This window comes from Catenulispora acidiphila DSM 44928 (assembly GCF_000024025.1).
Classification (GTDB): domain Bacteria; phylum Actinomycetota; class Actinomycetes; order Streptomycetales; family Catenulisporaceae; genus Catenulispora; species Catenulispora acidiphila.
On the sequence record NC_013131.1, the window covers coordinates 9,469,478 to 9,489,940 of the forward strand.

General features: G+C 69.9%; 16 protein-coding genes and 1 pseudogene. 12 read left to right on the forward strand and 5 right to left on the reverse strand.

Annotated elements, in window-relative coordinates; all coding sequences use genetic code 11:
* Positions 1-167 precede the first annotated feature (167 nt).
* Positions 168-1,262, reverse strand: a complete 1,095-nt coding sequence (locus CACI_RS40350; protein WP_015796713.1) for an ABC transporter ATP-binding protein — start codon at positions 1,260-1,262, stop codon at positions 168-170.
* Positions 1,263-1,420: 158 nt separating this feature from the next.
* Positions 1,421-3,511: an integral membrane protein gene (locus CACI_RS40355; protein ID WP_015796714.1), complete on the reverse strand. Its 2,091-nt coding sequence runs from the start codon at positions 3,509-3,511 to the stop codon at positions 1,421-1,423.
* 269 nt (positions 3,512-3,780) lie between these two features.
* On the opposite strand from CACI_RS40355, the gene CACI_RS40360 reads away from it, so the two are divergent.
* A complete protein-coding gene (locus CACI_RS40360; RefSeq protein WP_015796715.1) occupies positions 3,781-5,028 on the forward strand; it encodes an acyltransferase family protein in 1,248 nt (415 codons plus the stop codon).
* 137 nt (positions 5,029-5,165) lie between these two features.
* Here CACI_RS40360 and CACI_RS40365 read toward each other — a convergent pair whose 3' ends face one another.
* A complete protein-coding gene (locus CACI_RS40365; protein WP_015796716.1) occupies positions 5,166-6,407 on the reverse strand; it encodes a mannosyltransferase family protein in 1,242 nt (413 codons plus the stop codon).
* A gap of 302 nt (positions 6,408-6,709) precedes the next feature.
* Between CACI_RS40365 and CACI_RS40370 the strand changes: the two genes are divergently transcribed.
* From CACI_RS40370 to CACI_RS40410, 10 genes and pseudogenes are all read left to right on the forward strand, one after another.
* A complete protein-coding gene (locus CACI_RS40370; protein ID WP_015796717.1) occupies positions 6,710-7,921 on the forward strand; it encodes a nucleotide sugar dehydrogenase in 1,212 nt (403 codons plus the stop codon).
* Positions 7,918-8,670, forward strand: coding sequence for a glycosyltransferase family 2 protein (locus CACI_RS40375; protein ID WP_015796718.1), 753 nt, complete (start codon positions 7,918-7,920; stop codon positions 8,668-8,670). The genes CACI_RS40370 and CACI_RS40375 overlap by 4 nt, the downstream gene beginning before the upstream one ends.
* Positions 8,671-8,692: 22 nt before the next feature.
* Positions 8,693-9,727, forward strand: a complete 1,035-nt coding sequence (locus CACI_RS40380; RefSeq protein WP_015796719.1) for an NAD-dependent epimerase/dehydratase family protein — start codon at positions 8,693-8,695, stop codon at positions 9,725-9,727.
* Between the two features lie 110 nt (positions 9,728-9,837).
* The gene (locus CACI_RS40385) at positions 9,838-10,524 is read left to right on the forward strand and encodes a glycosyltransferase family 2 protein (RefSeq protein WP_015796720.1); all 687 of its coding nucleotides are present in this window, start codon (positions 9,838-9,840) and stop codon (positions 10,522-10,524) included.
* A 5-nt stretch (positions 10,525-10,529) separates the two neighbouring features.
* A complete protein-coding gene (locus CACI_RS40390; protein ID WP_015796721.1) occupies positions 10,530-10,961 on the forward strand; it encodes a DUF2304 domain-containing protein in 432 nt (143 codons plus the stop codon).
* Entirely contained in the window at positions 10,958-11,917 is a 960-nt protein-coding gene (galE, locus tag CACI_RS40395; protein WP_015796722.1) for a UDP-glucose 4-epimerase GalE, read from the forward strand. The genes CACI_RS40390 and galE overlap by 4 nt, the downstream gene beginning before the upstream one ends.
* Positions 11,914-13,209 carry an acyltransferase family protein gene (locus CACI_RS40400; RefSeq protein ID WP_190276689.1) on the forward strand — a complete coding sequence of 432 codons (1,296 nt, stop codon included), beginning with the start codon at positions 11,914-11,916 and terminating at the stop codon, positions 13,207-13,209. Before galE ends, CACI_RS40400 begins: the two co-directional genes overlap by 4 nt.
* Before the next feature lie 320 nt (positions 13,210-13,529).
* Positions 13,530-15,035 (forward strand): annotated as a pseudogene (wsfD, locus tag CACI_RS54705) (glycan biosynthesis hexose transferase WsfD); the annotation flags it as partial.
* A gap of 99 nt (positions 15,036-15,134) precedes the next feature.
* Positions 15,135-15,887: a polyprenol monophosphomannose synthase gene (locus CACI_RS54565; RefSeq protein ID WP_041543687.1), complete on the forward strand. Its 753-nt coding sequence runs from the start codon at positions 15,135-15,137 to the stop codon at positions 15,885-15,887.
* 96 nt (positions 15,888-15,983) lie between these two features.
* Complete coding sequence (locus tag CACI_RS40410) at positions 15,984-17,693, forward strand: hypothetical protein (RefSeq protein WP_015796725.1); 1,710 nt, start codon at positions 15,984-15,986, stop codon at positions 17,691-17,693.
* A 128-nt stretch (positions 17,694-17,821) separates the two neighbouring features.
* On the opposite strand, the gene CACI_RS53770 is transcribed toward CACI_RS40410, so the two are convergent.
* Together CACI_RS53770 and CACI_RS40415 are read right to left on the reverse strand one after the other, a co-directional pair.
* A complete protein-coding gene (locus CACI_RS53770; protein ID WP_015796726.1) occupies positions 17,822-17,944 on the reverse strand; it encodes a hypothetical protein in 123 nt (40 codons plus the stop codon).
* Positions 17,945-17,955: 11 nt separating this feature from the next.
* On the reverse strand, positions 17,956-18,855 hold the full coding sequence (locus CACI_RS40415) for a glycosyltransferase family 2 protein (RefSeq protein WP_015796727.1): 900 nt from the start codon (positions 18,853-18,855) through the stop codon (positions 17,956-17,958).
* Positions 18,856-19,002: 147 nt separating this feature from the next.
* Here CACI_RS40415 and CACI_RS40420 point away from each other — a divergent pair, with 147 nt between their 5' ends.
* Positions 19,003-20,463, forward strand: a complete 1,461-nt coding sequence (locus CACI_RS40420) for a hypothetical protein (RefSeq protein ID WP_015796728.1) — start codon at positions 19,003-19,005, stop codon at positions 20,461-20,463.

The window sequence follows — 20,463 nt, forward strand, 5'->3', positions numbered from 1 at the left end:
TGTCCGCACCCATCCAGTTCACTCCATGCTCTCAAGACTGCAGACGCAGCCCATGGCGCGTGCCCGACGCCCCTAACAAAGGTGATGCGCGGATACCTCGCCTTGGTTCCAAGGCATGGTATCCGCGCAGCGCGCCTCCCGGGACAAGGCCCGGTATGTCGTTTTCTTTACGCTTCGATGCGTTCGCCCGAACTCGCGGAGAACAGGTGGGTCTCGCTCGCACGCGGCTTCACGTAGAGCGTGTCGCCCTTCATCGGCACCGCGCGGGCGTCCACGCGGACGATGATGTCCACGTCGTTCTCGCCGACGGTCGCCGCGCAGTACGCGAACGCGTCCGCGCCGAGCTCCTCGACCAGGTGCACGGTGACCGCGATCGCGCCGACGGCGTCGCCGACGAAGTCGAAGGACTCCGGGCGCACGCCCACGGTCAGCGTCGACGCGCCGCCGCTGGAGGCCACGCCGAGGGCGTCGCGGGAGACCGGGATGGTCAGGCCGTTGAACTTCACGCCGTCCTCGACGATCGGCACCTCGACGAGGTTCATCGCCGGGGAGCCGATGAAGCCCGCGACGAACACGTTCGCCGGCTTCTCGTACATCGCGCGCGGGGTGTCGCACTGCTGGAGCAGGCCGTCCTTCAGCACCGCCACGCGGTCGCCCATCGTCATGGCCTCGACCTGGTCGTGGGTGACGTAGACGGTGGTGATGCCCAGGCGGCGCTGGAGCGAGGCGATCTGGGTGCGGGTCTGCACGCGCAGCTTGGCGTCCAGGTTCGACAGCGGCTCGTCCATGAGGAAGACCTTGGGCTCCCGGACGATCGCGCGGCCCATCGCGACACGCTGGCGCTGGCCACCGGACAGCGCCTTGGGCTTGCGGCCCAGGTACTCGGTGAGCTCCAGCAGCTTGGCCGCTTCCTCGACGCGCTTGGTGATCGTGGCCTTGTCGACCTTGGCGATCTTCAGCGCGAAGCCCATGTTCTCCGCGACGGTCATGTGCGGGTACAGGGCGTAGTTCTGGAACACCATCGCGATGTCCCGGTCCTTCGGCGGAAGGTGCGTGACGTCGCGGTCGCCGATGAAGATGCCGCCGGAGGAGACTTCCTCCAGACCGGCGAGCATGCGCAGCGAGGTGGACTTGCCGCAGCCGGACGGGCCGACGAGGACCAGGAACTCGCCGTCGGCGATCTCCAGGTTCAGCTTGTCGACCGCGGGGCGCTCGGCGCCCGGGTAGACGCAGGACGCGTCCTGATAAACGACACCAGCCATGGTGCACTCCCTTTCAACCGGCAGGAACGTGCCGGACGATCCGAGTTGGAAAGGTGCCCGGGACGATCCGCCCGGGCCGTAGATGCGACGGTACCTCGGCCGGGGCGGGATTGTCACCAGGCTGCGCTCAGTGATGATCCCGCCCCGGTTTCAGCAGGTTACGGCCACTGCTGGGTCAGGAACGGGCTGTAACCGTAGGTCGGGATCGAGCCGGACTGCCTGATCCAGGCCTGCAGGTGCACCAGCCCGGTCGGGGTGGGGCTGTTCTTCGTGATGGTGAAGTGCGCCACACCGAGGGAGTCGGTGACGGCCTCGGCCGGGTTGCCCGCGGGACCGCCGTTCACCGTCAGGTTGCTGCCCCGTATGCCGCTGGCGGTGAACACCACCTGGTTGAGCACCACGTGCACGCCGCTGGTCTTGGACACCCGGCCGTGCCGGTCGCGCAGCTGGACGTCGACGTGCGCGGTGTCGCCGGCGGCGTACTGGCGTCCCAGGTCGTCCTGGAAGCTGGTGGTGTACTTGGTGATCGACGTCTTCGGCGCATAGCTCACCGACGCCGGGACGTCGGAGACGGCGGCCAGGGTGAAGTCACCGCCTATGGACGGGCTCGAGCCGGTCCCCGGCGTGGAGATGACGTACATCGAGGTCTGGTGCGCCGGCACCTTCGCCGGTCCGGACACCTCGTTCCAGAAGGACGTGGAGTAGCCGTTCGTCATCATGAAGTGCGGGGCGATCGCGTCGCCGGTCGTGTTGCTGACCCGGACGGTGAGCTGGTCGATCTGGTTCAGGGCGCCGTTGGTGACCACCCCGGTGATCTTCAGCTTCAGCGGCTGCGGCGTGGCCAGCCCCACCGCCCACAGGCCGACGGCGGGCAGCAGGGCGATCCCGCCGACCAGCATCCGCCGCCGCGCGGCGAGCAGCGGGAACGGCCGCGCCGACTCCGGCTGCTCGCGCTCCGAGGTCAGCAGCATCACGACCCACGCCAGCGCCGGGATGGCGAAGTACTCGATGAGCGGCCGGCCCTGGAAGACCAGGGCGAGCGCCGGCGCGATGATCCACGCCGGGCGCAGCCGGTCGAAGTAGAGCACGAACAGCACGAAGAACGCGGCGTAGACCGCGAGGCCGCCCAGGGAGTACATGCTCAGGTTGCCGGTGCCGAAGTGCAGGCTGATCGGGATGTCGACCATGCCCTCGCCCTCGGCGATCGCCTTCTGGCGCAACGGCTCGGTCACGCCCGACAGCCACGCGCCCGGGTTCCAGATGATGAACGGACTGTTGATCACCAGCATCGTGCCCGCGGCGATCGCCGCGAACAGCGCCGTGACCCTCAGCGCCGCCTTGGTCCCGAGCTCGGGCCAGCGGGTCAGGAAGATCGCGGTGACGAAGAACGGCGCCATCATCCAGGCCAGCTGCTGCACCGACAGCGCGACGCCGAAGCAGACCGCGGCGATGATCGCGCGGCGGGTGAGCCGGCCGTCGCGCCCGATGCGCTCCCAGCCGGCGACGGCGACCATCAGGAACGGCAGCATGATGATGCCCACGACCCCGCCGCGGGCGTGGTCCATGAGGATCGGGAAGCCGACGCACATGATCGTGGCCGCGCCGCGGTAGTCGCGCGGGAGCAGCTTGTAGGCGACGAAGATGGACGCCACGAGAGCGCCGCCGCAGACGAAGGCCACCGTGTGGTAGTCGTGCACCAGGCCGTTGGCCGCCCAGGTGAGCAGCACCGGGACGGCCGGGTAGTCCAGGCCGTGGGTGTACGTGCCGTCCAGCAGCTTGGTGTAGAACTCGCTGGACATCGCATAGCGGTGGAACGCCGGCGTCAGGTCGGCGCCGTACGGGTTCACCCCCTGGCCCAGCAGGTGCGCCGAGTGCTGGACGAAGATCTCCTCGTCGGTGCCGTAGGAGATGCCCGAGACGATGATGCCGACGATGTAGGCGATGATGCCCAGCGCCGCGGTGACCACCAGGACGTGGTTGGCCCGGCTCAGGGTCCGGACGTCTCGGGCCGCCAGCGCGGTGAACGCCACACCGAGCGTGGCGATCGCGCCGAGCGCGACGTACACGCCGGTGTACGGCGCGGCGGACTGGAACGGGAAGACCTGGAAGACCGCCCAGAAGACACCGGCGGCCGCGATCAGGGTGATGACCCGGTGGACCAGTGTCGGAGCGAGGTCCGGCGCGGTTTGCTCGTCGTCAGGACGCCCGGCGGCCTCATGGTCCGGCCGCTGCACGGCTACGTCGCTCATCGCGTCCTCTCGGGGCTGCTGAGTTCGGGACGGTTATTTGGGTTTCGCACGCGAATCTTAACGGGATGAACCTGTGAGCCAACGACTCGGCGTTTCTCTGAGGGTCTCCACAGCGCCGCCGCGCGCCGCGGTCACGCCCCGCGAGCGATCCGGCCGACCCCGTCACCACACGTTTCCTGTGCACCTATGCTGACTGGGTATGCTCGCCGCCCGGGAACCCGGCCACCCGGCGCCGGCTTGAGATCCCAGCACTGGGGGTGAACCACACGATGAGTTCCGACACTGTGGCGGTCGCGAAGGCGGTCCCGATACCCGTGGTCGAGGCGCCCAAAGCTCCGCGCAACAGGATGGCGGCGCTCGACGGCATGCGTTTCATCGCCGCTTCGGCGGTTCTGGCGTACCACTACCTCGGCGACACCGAAGGCATCTGGGGGCGCGACGCGGGGAAGATCTTCCCCTCGGAGCACCACGCGACTTCGTACGGCTTCCTGGGTGTCGAGTTCTTCTTCCTCATCAGCGGATTCGTCATCTGCATGAGCAGCTGGGGCAAGGGGCTCGGGTCGTTCTTCGCCTCCCGCGTCTCCCGGCTGTACCCGGCGTACTGGGCCGCGGTCACGCTGACCACCCTGATATTCGTGTGGAATCCGGCCGCCGGCAGCCCGCTGCGGCTCGACGACTACTTCAGCAACATGACAATGCTGCACTTCTCGTTCGGCGTGGCCTCCGCCAGCGGGGTGTACTGGACGCTGTGGCTGGAGCTCCGCTTCTACCTGCTGTTCGCCCTGGTGGTGTGGCGCGGGGTCACCTACCGGCGCGTGGTGGCGTTCTGCCTGCTCTGGACGGCGGCGTCGGTCCTGGTCCCGTCCTTCAACAGCCCGATCCTGCACGGGATCATCCAAGAGGACTACTCGCCGTACTTCATCGGCGGGATCACGATGTACCTCATGCACCGCTACCGGCCGAACCCGCTGCTGTGGCTGATGCTGGGGACCCAGTGGGTCCTGGCCCAGCACCAGGTCGCGGCGCGGGTCGTGGAGGGCAGCCGGCTGACCGGCGCGCACCTGAGCTGGAACGGCGGCGTCATCCTGGTCACGGTGTTCTTCCTGGCCGTGCTGGCCGTCGCCCTGGGCTGGCTGGACTGGGCGAACTGGCGCTGGCTGACCGTCCTGGGCACCCTGACCTACCCGCTCTACCTGGTCCACTCGGCGGTCGGGCAGGAGATCATCAAGGTCTGGTACCGCAAGGCCCACCACCCGAACGCCTGGGTCATCCTGGCCGTCGCGACGGCCGCCTCGCTGGCCGTGGCGTGGCTCATCCAGCGGTTCATCGAGAAGCCCTTCGGGCCGCGGCTGCGCAAGGCGGTCCAGCGGAGCCTGAAGGAGATCAACCTCCCGGAGCCGGCGCTCAGAGCTGCGAAGGCCGCCAAGTCCGGCACGTCCGCGGGCACCTCCGTGGCCACGCCCGCCGACGTCGTCGAGGTGCTGTCGCCGCCCGCGCCGCGCGGAGCCACCGACTAACGGCCGACCGGCTACCGTCCGGCTGGCGGCGAAAGCTGTGACAGAGGTGTGACAAAAAGGTGAGGTGTCCGACCCGGACACCTCACCTTTTTCATTGCCTTATCGCGTCACTGCCTCAGTGCGTCACCGCCCGAGGCTCACGGCGACATGTGGTTCGCCGGTCCGAGGAAGTACGCGCCGAACCATCCGCCCACCAGAGCGATCACGACCACGCCCAGGACCATCGAGGACGTGCGGGACTTGGCGAACCAGGAGGCGAACGGCGCCCACAGGATGAAGCAGGGCAGCAGGAATCGCGCTTTTGAGGAAAACCCGCCACCGGTCAGCAGGCTGAACAAGACGGTGAGGACGGTCCACGCGACCAGCTCCCAGGGCAGCCGGCGGTCGCGGATCACGAAGTACAGCGCCACGATGCTGGTCACGACCACGCCGCCGACCAGCACCGTGGCCAGGAAGTCCGCGTTGTGCACGCCGTCGAAGCCGGCCAGGCCGCGCAGCGCGTCCCAGGTCGACTTGCCGAAGTCGAAGCTGCTCTCCCAGTACGGCGCCTTCTCGGCCTTGAACCAGGCGTCGTAGTGCCCGGTGTGGATCCCGAGATACACCATGTAGCCGATGAATCCCATGGGAGCCAGGACCACGGCGACCACGGCCCGCCAGTCGCGGCCCCGGCTGCGGACGGCCTCGACCAGCGCCAGCAGGCAGACCAGGCCGATCAGCGTCACCGCCGAGGACCGGCACAGACCGGCGGCCACGGTCAGTCCCGCGGCGGTGAGCCAGCGGCGGCGCAGCAGCGCCCACAGCGCCCAGACCGTCACAGCCGTGAACAGCGGCTCGGAGTAGGCGCTCGACTCATAGATCGACGGCGGCGCCGCGGCCCACAGCGCGACGGCGACCAGGGCCGCGCGGTTTCCCAGCCGGTCCTTGAGCACGGCGTGGATGCCCACGGCGGCGACCAGCGAGGCCACCAGCGAGATGACGATGCCGGCGTTGTGCGGATCCAGGCCGGTGGTCGTGGAGATCCCGCGCTCCAGCATCGGCAGCAGCGGGAAGAACGCGATCCGCATCTGTTCGATGCGGCCGCTGTGGCTGTAGTGCAGGTGGTTCTCGTAGCCGTGCTTGGCGATCTTCGTGTACCAGTCGGCGTCCCAGGAGCTCAGCGCGAACAGGAACCGGCCGTGCTGGTGGGCCAGGCTCCAGGCGAACAGCGCCATGACGACGGCGTGCGCGGCGGCGTAGGCGGCGATCGGACCGTAGAACGCGGCCTTGGCCCGGGCCAGGGCGCGGTCCCGGAGCCCCGAGCCCCCGTCCCCGGTCCCCGGATCAGGGTCGAGGGACCCGTTCAGGGCCTCGTCACGACCCATTCCGACGTCGGTCACCATGTGCCAGCACCCCATCCACCGTGCGCCCCGTGAGACGGCGGAACTCCTCCGTCACATCCGGGGCCGCCAGAAACACCAAAGACGCCGCATGCTAGCAAGCCGGCGGCCGTTCCCCGATTCCGTCGCCGGGCCCGGGGACCCTTCGTCCCGGCGGAGGGCACGGCAGTCCACTGACTCAACACGCGCCGCACCTGGCAGGCAACGCGCGCCACGAGCACCGCGCAACCTGCCCGCGCGCCCCGATCGATGTCATATGGTGGGCCGACCGCTCCTCCCCTGACTCACCACAACAAAGGGAACCAATGGACGAAACCACTCGACATGGCTTCGCCCACGATGTCGTGGTCATCGGCGGCGGCGGCCACGTCGGCCTGCCGCTGGCGATCGCGCTGGCCGACCGCGGCTCCTCGGTGGTCGTCTACGACATCAGCGCGGAGGCGGTCGCGGCGGTGAACGAGGCGCGTCTGCCCTTCGAGGAGCCGGGCGCGGGACCGGTGATCGCCGCGGTGGTGGCCGACGGCCGGCTGCGGGCCTCCACGGACCCGGCGGTGGTGGCCGGCTGCGAGCACGTGATCGTGGTCATCGGCACGCCGGTGGACGAGCACCTCAATCCCGACCAGACCGCGATCCCGCGGGCCCTGGAGACCTGCGCGCCGCACTTCCGGGACGGCCAGCTGCTGATGCTGCGTTCCACGGTGTACCCGGGGGTCACCGCGCTGGTCGAGCGGATGATCGCGCGCCTGGGCGTGGACGTGGACGTGGCCTTCTGTCCCGAGCGCATCGCCGAGGGCAGGGCCATGACCGAGCTGTTCGAGCTGCCGCAGATCGTCTCCGGCCGGACCGAGCGGGCGCAGCGGCGTGCCGAGGCGCTGTTCCGCCGGCTCACCGACAAGATCGTGCACCTGAGCCCGGAGGAAGCCGAGCTGGCCAAGCTGTTCACCAACACCTGGCGCTACATCAAGTTCGCCGCGGTGAACCAGTTCTACATCATGGCCAACGACCGCGGCCTGGACTTTGAGCGCATCCGGGCCGGCCTGGCGCAGGACTACCCGCGCGCGGCCGACATGCCCGGCGCCGGGTTCGCCGCCGGTCCCTGCCTGTTCAAGGACGCCATGCAGCTGGCGGCGTTCCACAACAACAACTTCACCCTCGGCTACGCGGCGATGACCACGAACGAGGGTCTGCCGCTGTACGTGGCGGACCGCCTGGACGCCCAGTACGACCTGGCGAACATGACGGTCGGCATCCTCGGCATGGCGTTCAAGGGCGGCTCGGACGACACCCGCTCCTCTTTGTCCTACAAGCTCAAGCGAATCCTGAGGTTCAAGGCCGCCGAGGTGCTGTGCACCGACCCGCTGGTGACCACCGACCCCTCGCTGGTCGGCCTGGACGAGGTCCTGGAGAAGGCGGATCTGCTCATCGTCGGCGCGCCGCACCCGGAGTACCGGGGCCTGAAGGCCTCCGTGCCGGTCGCCGACATCTGGAACGTCCTGGGCGAGGGGGTCCGGGTATGACGCCGGCCGATCCCGCCCGGCCGAAGGTCTCGGTCGTCATCCCGGCGTACAACGAGGGCGAGGACGTGCTCCCCGTGCTGGACCGGCTCTTCGAGTCCGTCCAGCTGCCGTGCGAGGTCCTGGTCGTGGTGGACACCCCCGAGGACACCACGGTGCCGGTGATAGAGAAGTACGCCGTCACCGAACCCCGGCTCAAGGCGCTGGTCAACACCTACGGCCGCGGACCGGCCAACGCCATCCGGTTCGGCATCGACCAGGCGCTGAGCCCGGCGGTGGTGGTGACCATGGCCGACGGCTGCGACGACCCGCGCCAGATCGACGACCTGGCCCGGCTGGTGGAGCGCGGGGTGGCGGTGGCCGCCGCCTCCCGCTACATGGCCGGCGGCCAGCAGGTCGGCGGCCCGCTGCTCAAAGGCCTGATGTCGCAGGCCGCCGGGCGCTCGCTGGCCCGGTTCGCCCGGGTGGGGACGCGCGATGCGACCAACTCCTTCAAGGCGTATTCCACCGATTTCGTGCGAGAGGTCGGCATCGACTCCCGCGACGGCTTCGAGATCGGCATCGAGCTGGCCGTCAAGGCCCGCCGGCTGCGCCGCCCCGTCGCCGAGATCCCGACGATCTGGCTGGACCGCGCCCAGGGCGACTCCCAGTTCCAGCTGCGCCGCTGGCTGCCGAAGTACCTGCGCTGGTACCGGTTCGCCTTCGGACCGCCGCTGACCGTCGAGCAGCTCCGTGCCAAGACCGAGCACTGAAACCCAGGAAGCGAACCCTCCCATGTCTGAGAAAGTCCTCGTCTCCGGCTCGGCCGGCTTCATCGGCGGCTACATCGTGGAGGAGCTGCTTTCGCGCGGCTACCAGGTCGTCGGGATCGACAACTACTCGAAGTACGGCAAGATCACCAAGTCCTACGACGACCACCCGGACTACGCCTTCCACGAGGGCGACGTCCGGGACACCGCGCTGATGGCCGAACTGCTCGCCGGCTGCGACCACTTCATCGCCGGCGCCGCGCTGATCGGCGGCATCTCCTACTTCCACACCTACGCCTACGACCTGCTCGCGACCAACGAGCGGATCATCGCCTCCTCGTGCGACGCGGCGATCAAGGCGCACGCCGTCGGCTCCGGCCGGCTGCAGAAGGTCACGTACATGTCCTCCTCGATGGTCTTCGAGTCCACCGAGGTGTGGCCCTCGGTCGAGGGCTCCGAGCGCAGGGTGCCGCCGCCGCTGTCCTCGTACGGCTTCCAGAAGCTGGCCGTGGAGTACTTCGCGCGGGCGGCGTGGGACCAGTACAAGCTGCCCTACACGATCGTGCGGCCGTTCAACTGCGTCGGCATCGGCGAGTCCCGCGCGCTGGGCGACGAGGAGATCCTGTCCGGCAACGTCAAGCTGGCGATGAGCCACGTCGTGCCGGACCTGGTCCAGAAGATCGTCAAGGGCCAGGACCCGCTGCACATCCTGGGCACCGGCGAGCAGATCCGGCACTACACCTACGGCGGGGACCTCGCGCGCGGGATCGTCACCGCCATGGAGCACCCGGCGGCGCTGAACGACGACTTCAACCTGTCCACCCCGGACGGGCACTCCGTCGCCGAGCTGGCCGAGGCGATCTGGCGCAAGATCAAGGGCCCTGACGTCCCGCTGCGCCTGGTCTGCGACGATCCGTTCGAACACGACGTGCGGCGCCGCGTGCCGGCCACCGAGAAGGCCGAGCGGGTGCTGGGCTTCCGGGCCGACACCTCGCTGGAGGACATGCTCGACGAGGTCATCCCGTGGATCGCCGCCGCGGTGGAGAACGGCACGATCTGAGCCGTCCCGGGCGCCGCTGATTGTTAAGTACCATGAGCCGTCGCGTCTCGTCGGGCCCTGGCGGCGGCACATCCCCCCGGCACGGACCAAGCAGAAGGAGGTGCGCGACGATGACCGACTACGACGACGTGTGGATCGTGATCCCCGTCTACAACGAAGGCGCCGTCATCAGCGACGTCGTCGAGCGCACGCGCGCGACGTTCCCGAACATCGTCTGCGTCGATGACGGCAGCCGCGACGACTCCGCCGCGCGGATCGCCGAGACCGGCGCGCACCTGGTCCGGCACCCGGTGAACCTCGGCCAGGGCGCCGCGCTCCAGACCGGCATCGCCTACGCGCTGGCCCAGCCCGGCATGCGCCACCTGGTCACCTTCGACGCCGACGGCCAGCACCGGGTGGAGGACGCCCAGTCCATGCTCGCCGTGGCCCGCACCGAGGGCGCCGACGTGGTCCTCGGCTCGCGCTTCCTGGAGCAGAACGAGCAGATCCCGCTGCTGAAGCGGGTCGTCTTGCGTACCGTCGTGGCGCTGAGCCCGACCGCGCGCAAGCTCAAGCTCAGCGACGCGCACAACGGGCTGCGGGTGATGAACCGCGAGGCCGCCTCCCGGCTGCGGATCACCATGAACGGCATGGCCCACGCCTCGGAGATCGTCGGCTTCCTGGCCGCTTCCGGATTGCGGGTCCGCGAGGTCCCCGTCACGATCCTGTACACCGACTACTCACGGTCCAAAGGCCAGTCGCTGATCAACGGCGTCAACATACTGTTCGACCTGTCGGTCCGGCAGCGAGGGGCGTAGCACTCATGCTGATCCAGATCATCCTGATCGCGGTCGCGGTCGTGTTGTTCGTGTTCTTCATCCGCAGCTCGCACTCGGTGCGGACGCAGGCGTTCAAGCGCATCGGGTTCGTCGTGTTCCTGGTGCTGAGCCTGGACGCGGTGCTGCGGCCCAACGACACCACCTGGCTGGCCCACAAGGTCGGCGTCGGGCGCGGCGCGGACCTGCTGCTGTACATGCTGGTCGCCGCGTTCGCGTTCTTCGCCGTGAACACCTTCCTGCGCTTCCGCACGCTGGAGCGCCGGTTCACGGACCTGGCCCGGGCCGTGGCGCTGCGCGACGCCCAGCTGCCGCCCGAAGTGGTCACCGCCAAGGTGCCGCAGCTGCCGGCGCAGGTTCCGGCGCGCCTGACGGCGCCCGAGCCGGAGTCCACGCTCTCTGGAGGATCGCCTCGATGACCTGGCTGGTGACCGGCGGCGCCGGGTACATCGGCGCCCACGTCGTGCGGGCCCTGATCGCCGACGGCCACGAGGTGGCCGTGCTGGACGACATGTCCACCGGCGTCAAGGACCGGCTGCCCGACGGTGTGCCGCTGGTCATGGGCTCGGTGCTGGACCAGGCCGCGCTCGAGCGCGCGCTGGCCGACCACGCCGTCACCGGCGTGGTCCACCTGGCCGGCAAGAAGCGGGTCGGCGAGTCGGTCGCCAAACCGCTCTACTACTTCCAGGAGAACGTCGAGGGCCTGCGGATACTGCTGGCCGCGATGGGCGCGCACGGCGTGCGCTCGCTGGTGTTCTCCTCCAGCGCCGCCGTCTACGGCATGCCGGACGTCGAGCTGGTCACCGAGGACACACCCTGCGCGCCGCTGAGCCCGTACGGGCTGACCAAGCTGATCGGCGAGCAGCTGATCGCCGCCGCCGCGGCCGCGCAGCCGCTGGCCTACGTGAACATCCGCTACTTCAACGTCGCCGGCGCGGCGACCCCGGAGCTGGCGGACCGCGGCGCGGCCAACCTGATCCCGCTGGTCTTCGAACGGATGGACGCCGGCCTGCCGCCGCGCATCTTCGGCGGCGACTACCCGACCCCGGACGGCACCGGCATCCGCGACTACATCCACGTCGCGGACCTCGCCGAGGCGCACACCGCGGCGGCGCGGCGGCTGAGCGCCGACCCGGGGACCGCGCTGACCCTCAACGCCGGCCGCGGCGTCGGCGTGTCGGTGCGCGAGATCATCGAGATCATCGGAAACGTGGTCGGCGCACCGGGACTGACCGGCGTCGTCGAGGCCCGCCGCGCGGGCGATCCGGCGCGCTCCGTGGCCGCCGCCGACCGGATCCGCGAGGAGCTGGGGTGGACGGCGCGGCTGGGCGTGCCGGAGATGGTGGAGTCGGCGTGGGCGGGGTGGCGTCGGTGACCGAGGCAGTGGGGACCGCCGAGGCGGCGTCCGCGAGCGCCGAGGCGGTCGCTGACCCCGCCGGCAGCGCCGCCGAAGCCGCCGCGCCTCCGGCTCCCGTCCGCCCCCCGCGCCTGTACGCGCTGGACCTCATACGCTTCATCGCCGCGGCCGTGGTCGTGCTGCGCCACTGGGTGGCGATCGGCGGGGTCTATCTCGGCAACCACTGGGCCTACGCCTGGGGCATCGCCCAACCGCGGCACATAGCCCCGTTCCCGCTGGTCGCGGTCGCCACCTACGGCGACCTCGGGGTCCAGCTCTTCTTCCTGATCAGCGGCTTCGTGATCTGCATGAGCAGCTGGGGGCGCACGCTCGGCCAGTTCGGCGCCTCCCGCGTCTCGCGGCTGTACCCGGCGTACTGGTTCTCCGTCGTCGCCTCGGTCGTGGTGCTGTTCGCGCTCCCCCGGCTGGGCGTACACCGCTGGCCCGGGGCGTTCCACGACGTTCTGATGAACCTGACCATGACGCAGAGCTTCTACGGCGTCCACGACGTCGACCCGGTGTACTGGACGCTCGCCGCGGAGATGCGCTTCTACCTGCTGTTCGCGATCGTCGTCGCCTTCGGCGTCACCTACCGGCGGGTCATGTACTTCTGCTGGCTGTGGGTGTTCGCCGCGATGTTCACCCAGGTCACCGGCAACGGCACGCTGAACCAGATCCTGCAGCCGGCCTACGCTCCGTACTTCGTCGCCGGGGTCGCCTTCTTCCTGATGTGGCGCTTCGGCCCGACGATGCTGCTGTGGGCGCTGGTCGGGGTGTCCTTCCTGATCGCGCAGTCGCAGACCTCCCCGGACCCGGCCTCCTTCCCCGAGATCGGCTGGGCCTACCCGCGCTGGCCGATGCTGGTGTGCCTGGTGCTCTTCTTCGCGCTGATGGCGCTGGTCGCGCTGCACAAGCTCGACTGGGTCAGCTGGAAACCGCTGGCCACGCTCGGCGCCCTGACCTACCCGCTGTACCTGCTCCACCAGGACGTCGGCTTCACCATGATCGCCTACCTGCACCGGCGCCTGTCGTTCTGGCCGACGCTCGGCGTGGCCGCGGTCTGCATCCTCGCGCTGTGCTACCTGGTCCAGCGCTTCGTCGAGCCGACGGTGCAGCGCCTGCTGAAGAACGGCGTCAGGAACTCCCTCGACGCGATGCGCCGGGCCGACGCCCAGGCCCAGCCCGGCGGCCGCACCCGGCGCCCGCTCGCGATCCCGCACCAGACGGCGGCGCCCACCGCGGCCGAGCTGTCCGAGAACGCGCCGGGCTGAGGACGCCCCGACGTGCCGAACCCGCCGATCGCGGCCCGTGTCCCCGATCTCACCGAGGGTGACAGAGTGCTGATTCGCGCCCCCCGTTCGCCGGACCAGCCGACCCCGCCTGCCGGGTACCGGGTAATCTCTACTGTCGCGCGGCTCGCTGCCCGACAACGCGCACATAAGCCATCCGGACCCGGAAAGCCGGTCTGCGTCTCCCACAAGAGGTCCCCTTGTCCATAACAAGCCAGGAACGAGGCGGCGTGGCCGGCGTCGCGGATCCGGGCGCTGCGCGCCGGCGGAGCCGAATAGGCGCGCTGCTCTCGCGGCGCGTGGTGGAACCGGTATCGGTCGCCTTCGGGACGGCCGTACTGTTGTTCGCCCGGCTCATGCTCCCGGTGCCGGTCGGCGTGGCCGACAACTACGACGGCAGCCGGCTGCTGTGCCACCTGAGCCTGTACACCACGGGCAGCTCCGACCAGATGCGCGCCTGGGTCAACTTCGCCTACGTGACCAAGCCCGCGGGAACCTGGAACTGCACGACCACGCCGTACGGCAAGACGAGCATCGACCTGCCGCAGCCGGCGTACAACTCCAGCCAGCTGATCCTGATGAACATCGCGCACTACCTGACCCAGGCGCTGGGGTTGACGCACAAGGGCGGACCCACCGCGCTGGACCTGCGGGTGCTCGGCGCCGTCGGCTGCGTGTTCATCGGCGCCGCGATCGGCCTGCTGTTCGCCGTGCTGCGCAGCACGCGGCTGTTCCGCTACCTGCTGTGCGGCGCGCTGGTCGCCGTCGTCGCCGACGCCAGCTTCATCGACTTCGCCGCCTCCCCGCTCAGCGAGATCTCGGCGGTCATCGGCGTCCTCTTCCTGCTGCCGGCGATCCTGCTCCTGTTCCGGCCGGGCCGCTCCCGGTGGTGGGGGCTGGCCCTGACCTTGGGCGCCGGGCTGTTCCTGGTCAGCTCCAAGGCGCAGATGATAGTGCTGGTGGCGCCGCTGATGCTGCTGGTGGCGGCCTTCCCGGTGGCCGTGGGCCCGCTCAAGGGCCGCATCGGCGCCCGGGTGGTCCCGGTGGGTCTGGCCCTGGTGCTGGCCGGGGGCAGCCTCGCGCTGACCCCTAAGCAGGACCCGCACTTCACGCTGCAGACCAAGGCCGACTTCCTGTTCAACGAACTGCTGTACGTGAGCCCGAACCCGCAGGCCGACATGAAGTCGATGGGCGTGCCGTTCTACTACATCAGCCAGGTCGGCAAGCCCGCCTGGTGTGCGCCGTTCTCCCCGAGCGTGATGGACACCGGCACCTACGACTCGAACGCCAAGAGCGACAAGTACGTCGCCCGCGACCACTCGAACGACCCGGCGCTGCAGGCGGCCATGAAGACCGGCAACACGTGGAAGTTCATGCTGACGCACCCGGACCGCCTGGTCCGCGTCGCCAATGACGCCGCGAACTCCTTCTTCTATGTACGCCCCACCTACACCGGCTTGTGCGGCGGGACGCACAAGGCCCAGGTCAACCCGCTGGGGAACTACGCCATCCCCAAGGGCAAGAACACCGTCGACAAGCGGTTCACCCCGGTGACCAGCGTCCTCGACACCTTCAAGGGCATGGGCCTGATCCCGCTGCTGCTGCTGTGGGGCATCCCGATCTGGATCGCCGTCCGGCTCCTGGCGCGCCGCAAGGTCCGCGCCGCCGGCGAACGCAAGGCCCTGGCTTGGACGACGCTGTTCCTGTCGTCGGTCGCGCTGCTCCAGTTCGGCGCCGGCGCCTACTTCGACGGCATCGACACCTCGAAACACCTGAACCTGTCCATCTTCGCCTCGGTCCTGGCCGTGGTGACCGCAGTGGCGACCGCCCGCCTGCGCCCCGAGACCGTGGGCGCCGGCACTGTCGGGAGCGTGCCCGACGACCACACCCTGAGGAGCGAAACCGACGTGGAGTCCGCAGCCAAGGCCCTGAGTGTCCTGGTGATCATCCCGACCTACAACGAGTCGGAGAACCTGGAGAAGATCGTCGCCCGCGTCCACGCCGCGAACCCGGACGTGCACGTACTCGTGGCCGACGACAACTCCCCGGACGGGACCGGAAAGCTCGCCGACAAGCTGGCCGCCGACGACGAGCGGGTCAAGGTCATGCACCGGGCCGGCAAGGAGGGGCTGGGCAAGGCCTACCTGGCCGGGTTCGCCTGGGGGATCGAGCACGAATACGACGTCATCTGCGAGATGGACGCCGACGGCTCGCACCGCCCCGAGGACTTCCCGGCGCTGCTCAAGGCCCTGGTGGAGCAGAACGCCGACCTGGTGCTGGGCTCGCGCTACGTCCCCGGCGGCAAGACCGTCGGCTGGCCCAAGCAGCGCGAGATCCTGTCCAAGGGCGGCAACACCTGGGTCCGCCTGGTCACCGGCATGAAGCTGGCCGACGCCACCGGCGGCTACCGGCTCTTCCGCCGCGAGACGCTGGAGAAGATCGGCCTGGACTCCGTCGCCAGCGCCGGTTACACCTTCCAGGTCGACCTGGCATGGCGCACGGTGCGGGCGGGCCTGAAGGTGGTCGAGGTCCCGATCACCTTCGTCGAGCGCGAACTCGGGGCGTCGAAGATGAGCAAGAACATAGTCGCCGAGGCCTTGTGGCGGACCACGGTGTGGGGCACCACCTACCGGCTGAACCGGCTGATCGGCAAGAAGTAGCAGCACGGAGCCAGCTCGCCGGGACGGGCCGCGCGCGCCCTCCCGTCTCCGGGCCGCCGGCCCGGACCCCGGATCGCTATTCGTAAGGAACACACCGTGACCACTATCGCCGCGGAGCCTGAGGCGGGCCCGCGAAGTGCGGGCCGGATCCGAGCCTCGAACGAGCTCTGGTCCCGGGCGCTGACCGCGGGGCGCTGGCCGCTGTACGAGGCGGCCGTCGCCTTCGCGGCCGCCGCCTGGATGATCGTGTCCACCAAGACGATCAAGGTCTTCGCCCCGCTGGACCGGGTCAGCCAGGTCAGCGGACTGGCCGCGCTGCAGTTCCGGTTCCTGATCCCGGCGCTGGCCCTGGTGGTGTTCCTGCTGCTGGCCCGCACGTCGGAGAAGTACCGCCGGCTCGCCTCGCGGACCGCCTTCGCGGCGCTGCCCGGCTTCACCTCCGGCTTCCTGGCCGCGGGCCTGACGCTCGCGCTGCGCGGCACGAGCCTGCCGCTGAACGGCACCGCGGGCGACGCCGGCGACATGGAGCGCTGGACGATCATGCTCCAGCACGGCCAGATGACGCACCCCGGCTACCCGCCGCTGTACCCGCGCATCGTCTGGTTCGTCGCGAAGTTCAGCCACGGCAACGTCTTCCTCGGGCTGAAGCACACGGAGATCCTCACCACCGCCGTCCTGGGCCCGCTGACCTACCTGGCGTGGCGCTTCGTGGTCTCGCGGCCGTGGGCGTGCGTGCTGGCGGTGGTGTACGTGCCGACCCTGGCCGAGCCGTACAAGGCCTACGAGCCGCTGGTCCTGGCGGTCATCATCCCGATCGTCATCGCCTTCCTGCGCTACCTGCAGACCAGCCCGACCAAGGGCCTGGTCCACCTGGCGATCGCAGGACTCGCATGGGGTCTGCTCGTCGGCGAGATCTTCATCCTGTTCGCCGGGCCCTTCTACTGGGCGGCCTTCGGCGTCGCCCTGGGCGCGGCGGCGATGTTCCCCTGGCGCACCGGATGGCGCCACGGACTGACCCTGCTGGGCACGACGGCAGTCGGCTTCCTGATCCCCTCCTACCACCTGATCGACGGACTGCTGCACGAAGCGCCGGACCCGTACTTCTTCTTCGGGACCAGCCAGGACCCCGCGTACACCTTCGTCTACCTCACCGACCTGCCCGGCAACGCCATCAAGAACGGCACCTGGCCGCCGACCGGAGAACTCGGCGGAGTCGGGGTCTTCGGCGTCGCCATCCTGATCCTGACCGGCGTCGCGATCTGGCTCGGCATGCGCCGCACCCCGGTCCTGCTCACCGCCGGACTCCTGGCCGGCGGCTGGGTGATGCGGTTCTACCTGGCCTCGCACGAGTACCGCGACCAGCTGGTCCGCTACTGGCCGCGAACCACCACCTTCTCGCTGTACTGCTTCCTGATCCTCGCGGTGTTCGCCGTCAAGCTGATCGGCGAACGCGCCCAGGAACTCCTGGCCGAGCACAAGAAGATGGCGGCCGCGGTGGCGGAGAAGTCCGAGACGCCTGCGACGGCCGAGGACGAGGACGAGGAAAGCAGCACCGAGACCCTCGTGCCCGCGCCGCGGCGCACCGGCACGGGCACCGGCACCGGCAGGCGCGTCGCCGCACCGTTCCAGACCGGCATGGTCGGACTGGCGTTCGCGCTGACCCTGTTCACCGGCATGTCCGCCTCAGCGGCGACCGACAAGATCATGCCGAAGAACGACGGCTCCGAAGGCCAGCTCGCCTGGACCGCGCACCACGACTCGCCGGCGAACCTGGTGCAGGGCGTGACGAAGGTCAACGGCAAGTAGGCAGGCTGAGAGACCTGAGAAGGGCTCGATTCCAGCAGCCAAGGCTGTTGAGACCGAGCCCTTTCAGGGTTCTCGCCGGTGCGGCTGGGTGAGATCGGTGCGGCGAGAAGCGCCCACCTGCGTTTCCGCTACCGGACCCCGTGCCGCAGCATCGCCTTGGCCGCGCCGCTATCGCGAGCCAGCGCCGCGCCGGGGAGCTGGCTCAGGGCGTTGAGCCGAGAGAGCAGGCAGATGCGGTCAGAAGCGTCCACCTGCGCTTCCGCTACCGCACCCCGTGCCGCAGCATCGCCTTGGCCGCGCCGCTATCGCGAGCCAGCGCCGCGCCCGGGAGTTGGCTCAGGGCGTTGAGCCGGGACAGCAGGCGCCGTCGCGCCGCGCGCTCGGCGGACTTCCACTGCAGGGCGTTCAGCTCGGCCTGGATGTCCTCGAAGTACTTGCGTTCCTGGTCGAAGCGGCGGCCGCTGCGGGCGAAGGAGCTGGAGTGGCTGGAGCCGTGGCGGCGGTAGCGGAAGGCGACCTCGGAGCCGGCCACGACCTCGCCGCCGGCCATGATGACGTCCACGATGAAGGCCAGGTCGTGTGCGGCGTCGATGCCTTCGCGGAAGGACACCTTCTGGAGGTGCTCGCGCCGGTAGCAGGAGGCCGGGGTGTAGAGCCAGTTGCTGCGCAGCAGGCTCGCGGCGCCGGCGTCGCCGGCCAGGACCACCTCGCCGGTGCCGGGGCGGGTCAGGCGCTTGATCTTGTCCGGGAGCGGGAAGTGCGGGGCGCCGGCCTCGTCGATCACCTCGACCGCGGGCTGGACCATCGCGGCGGCGGGGTGGCGGCGGATCAGGTCGGCGACCGCCCGGCCGTAGTTCGGGTTCACCAGGTCGTCGGCGCCGGGCATGGCGAACCAGTCACCCTCGGCGAGCTCGATGCACCGGTAGGTGTTGGCGTTGTTGCCGAGGTTCTTCTCGTTGCGCAGGTACCGGATCCGGTCGTCCTCGAGGGCGCGCACGGAGCGCTCGACGGCGAGCCCGTCGGGGTAGGCGTCCTCGACGACGGTCAGGCGCCAGTCGGTGTCTTCCAGGGCCCTGATGCTCGCGATCGTCTGGTGCAGGTACTCCGGGCTCCCGTAGTAGGGAACGAGGAATTCGATCACCGCAGCGTCGCTGCCGGCCATGGCGCCCACCCTTCTCGACGTGCTGTGCCCGAAGCATGCTACAGAACGGCCGGTCCCGCCGTGGTGCCCTCAAGCCCTCGGCGGATCTGGCACTATCGACACGTCCCCCGCGTGCCCCGCACCACCTGACGCCCCGGTGATTCCTCGATGACGCTGACCGCGATACGCCGCCTCGCCAAGTCCCCCTCGGCGATGATGACGGCCTCGGTTCTCCTGGTCGCCGTCGGCGGCTACCTGTTCCTGCTGCTGGCCGGCGGGCTCGAGGACAAGACCGCCGCCGCGGCGATGGTCTCGATGTACGTGCTGGTGAACCTCATCGGCCAGGGCGTCTTCGCCGGGCTGGAGCAGGAGACCAGCCGCTCGCTGAGCCAGGCGGCCGCGGTCGGCGGCGACCTGGCGCCGGTGATGCGCCGCGCCGTCCGGCACACGGCCGCGCTGCTCGCGGTCTGCTGCCTGTTCGTGGTCGCGGCCTCGCCGATCCTGGTCGCCGGGCCGCTGCACAAGCAGTGGGCGCTGATCCCCACGGTGCTGATCGGGACGGTCAGTTACTCCGTGTCCTACCTCGTGCGCGGACTGCTCGGCGGGCAGCAGCTGTTCGGCGGGTACGCCGCGGCGCTGGTCGCCGAGGGCATGTCGCGCATCGTCCCGCTGATCGCGATCGCGGCGCTCGGCGCCGGGTCCGGCTTCCTGTACTGCCTGGTCTACGCCTGCGGGCTGTTCCTGTCCGCCGGGGTCGGCTGGTTCTTCTGGCTGCGGCCGCGGTTCGCGCAGCAGCGTGCTCAAGCGGCGGACGGTGTCCGTGCGCCGGCCCACCAGGCACCCGCCGAGGAGCCGAGCACGGACGACCACGAAAAGGGTCTGCGCTCCTGGCTGTCCGCCGGGCTGCTGTTCCTGGTCGGCGCGGCGCTGCTGACCCAGCTGGTCGCGAACCTGCCGGCGCTCGGCGCGAGCTCGCGGCTCGGCGCGCATCCGGCCACCGCCACCGCCTTCGTCCAGGCCGCCACCCTGTCCCGCATCCCGCTGCTGCTGGTCGGGCCGGTGACGGCGCTGCTGCTGCCGCGGCTGACCGCCGCCGGGACGACGGGCGATCTGCGGACCGTGCGCACCACCGTGCGCACCGGCTCGTTCGCCATGCTGGGACTCGGGGCGCTGGCCGCGGCGGGCATCGGGGTGCTGGGCCCGTGGGCGCTCAAGACGTACTTCAACGCGACCGGCATCTCGGCGTTGTCGCTGGCTTTGATGGCGATCGGGACCGCCGGGCTGATGACGGTCGGCGTCCTGCAGCCGACGCTGATCGGGCTGGGACGGCAGCGCCAGGTGCCGATCGCGTGGGCGATCGGCTCGGTCGCGATGGTCGTGGCGGTCGTCTGGCCCGGCGACGCGGTCTCGGCGGCGGTCGCGGCGTCGCTGGTCGGTCCGGCCGGGGTCGTCCTGGTGATGGCTTTCAGCCTCAGGGGTCTGCGAGGCGAGCGGTTCGAGGGCGCGGAAGGCGAGTCGGCGGACTCCGACGCACCCAACGCTGTATCGGCTACGACACCCGCTGTGACACCGACCGCGGCACCGGCTGGGGCGCCGTCCGCCGAGGCTCAAGCCGCCAGCCGCGTGTGA

Coding starts and splice junctions, on each gene's coding strand:
- CACI_RS40350 (WP_015796713.1), bottom strand. CDS start 1,262: ATGGCTGGTGTCGTTTATCAGGACGCGTCCTGCGTCTACCCGGGCGCC.
- CACI_RS40355 (WP_015796714.1), bottom strand. CDS start 3,511: ATGAGCGACGTAGCCGTGCAGCGGCCGGACCATGAGGCCGCCGGGCGT.
- CACI_RS40360 (WP_015796715.1), top strand. CDS start 3,781: ATGAGTTCCGACACTGTGGCGGTCGCGAAGGCGGTCCCGATACCCGTG.
- CACI_RS40365 (WP_015796716.1), bottom strand. CDS start 6,407: ATGGTGACCGACGTCGGAATGGGTCGTGACGAGGCCCTGAACGGGTCC.
- CACI_RS40370 (WP_015796717.1), top strand. CDS start 6,710: ATGGACGAAACCACTCGACATGGCTTCGCCCACGATGTCGTGGTCATC.
- CACI_RS40375 (WP_015796718.1), top strand. CDS start 7,918: ATGACGCCGGCCGATCCCGCCCGGCCGAAGGTCTCGGTCGTCATCCCG.
- CACI_RS40380 (WP_015796719.1), top strand. CDS start 8,693: ATGTCTGAGAAAGTCCTCGTCTCCGGCTCGGCCGGCTTCATCGGCGGC.
- CACI_RS40385 (WP_015796720.1), top strand. CDS start 9,838: ATGACCGACTACGACGACGTGTGGATCGTGATCCCCGTCTACAACGAA.
- CACI_RS40390 (WP_015796721.1), top strand. CDS start 10,530: ATGCTGATCCAGATCATCCTGATCGCGGTCGCGGTCGTGTTGTTCGTG.
- galE (WP_015796722.1), top strand. CDS start 10,958: ATGACCTGGCTGGTGACCGGCGGCGCCGGGTACATCGGCGCCCACGTC.
- CACI_RS40415 (WP_015796727.1), bottom strand. CDS start 18,855: ATGGCCGGCAGCGACGCTGCGGTGATCGAATTCCTCGTTCCCTACTAC.
- CACI_RS40420 (WP_015796728.1), top strand. CDS start 19,003: ATGACGCTGACCGCGATACGCCGCCTCGCCAAGTCCCCCTCGGCGATG.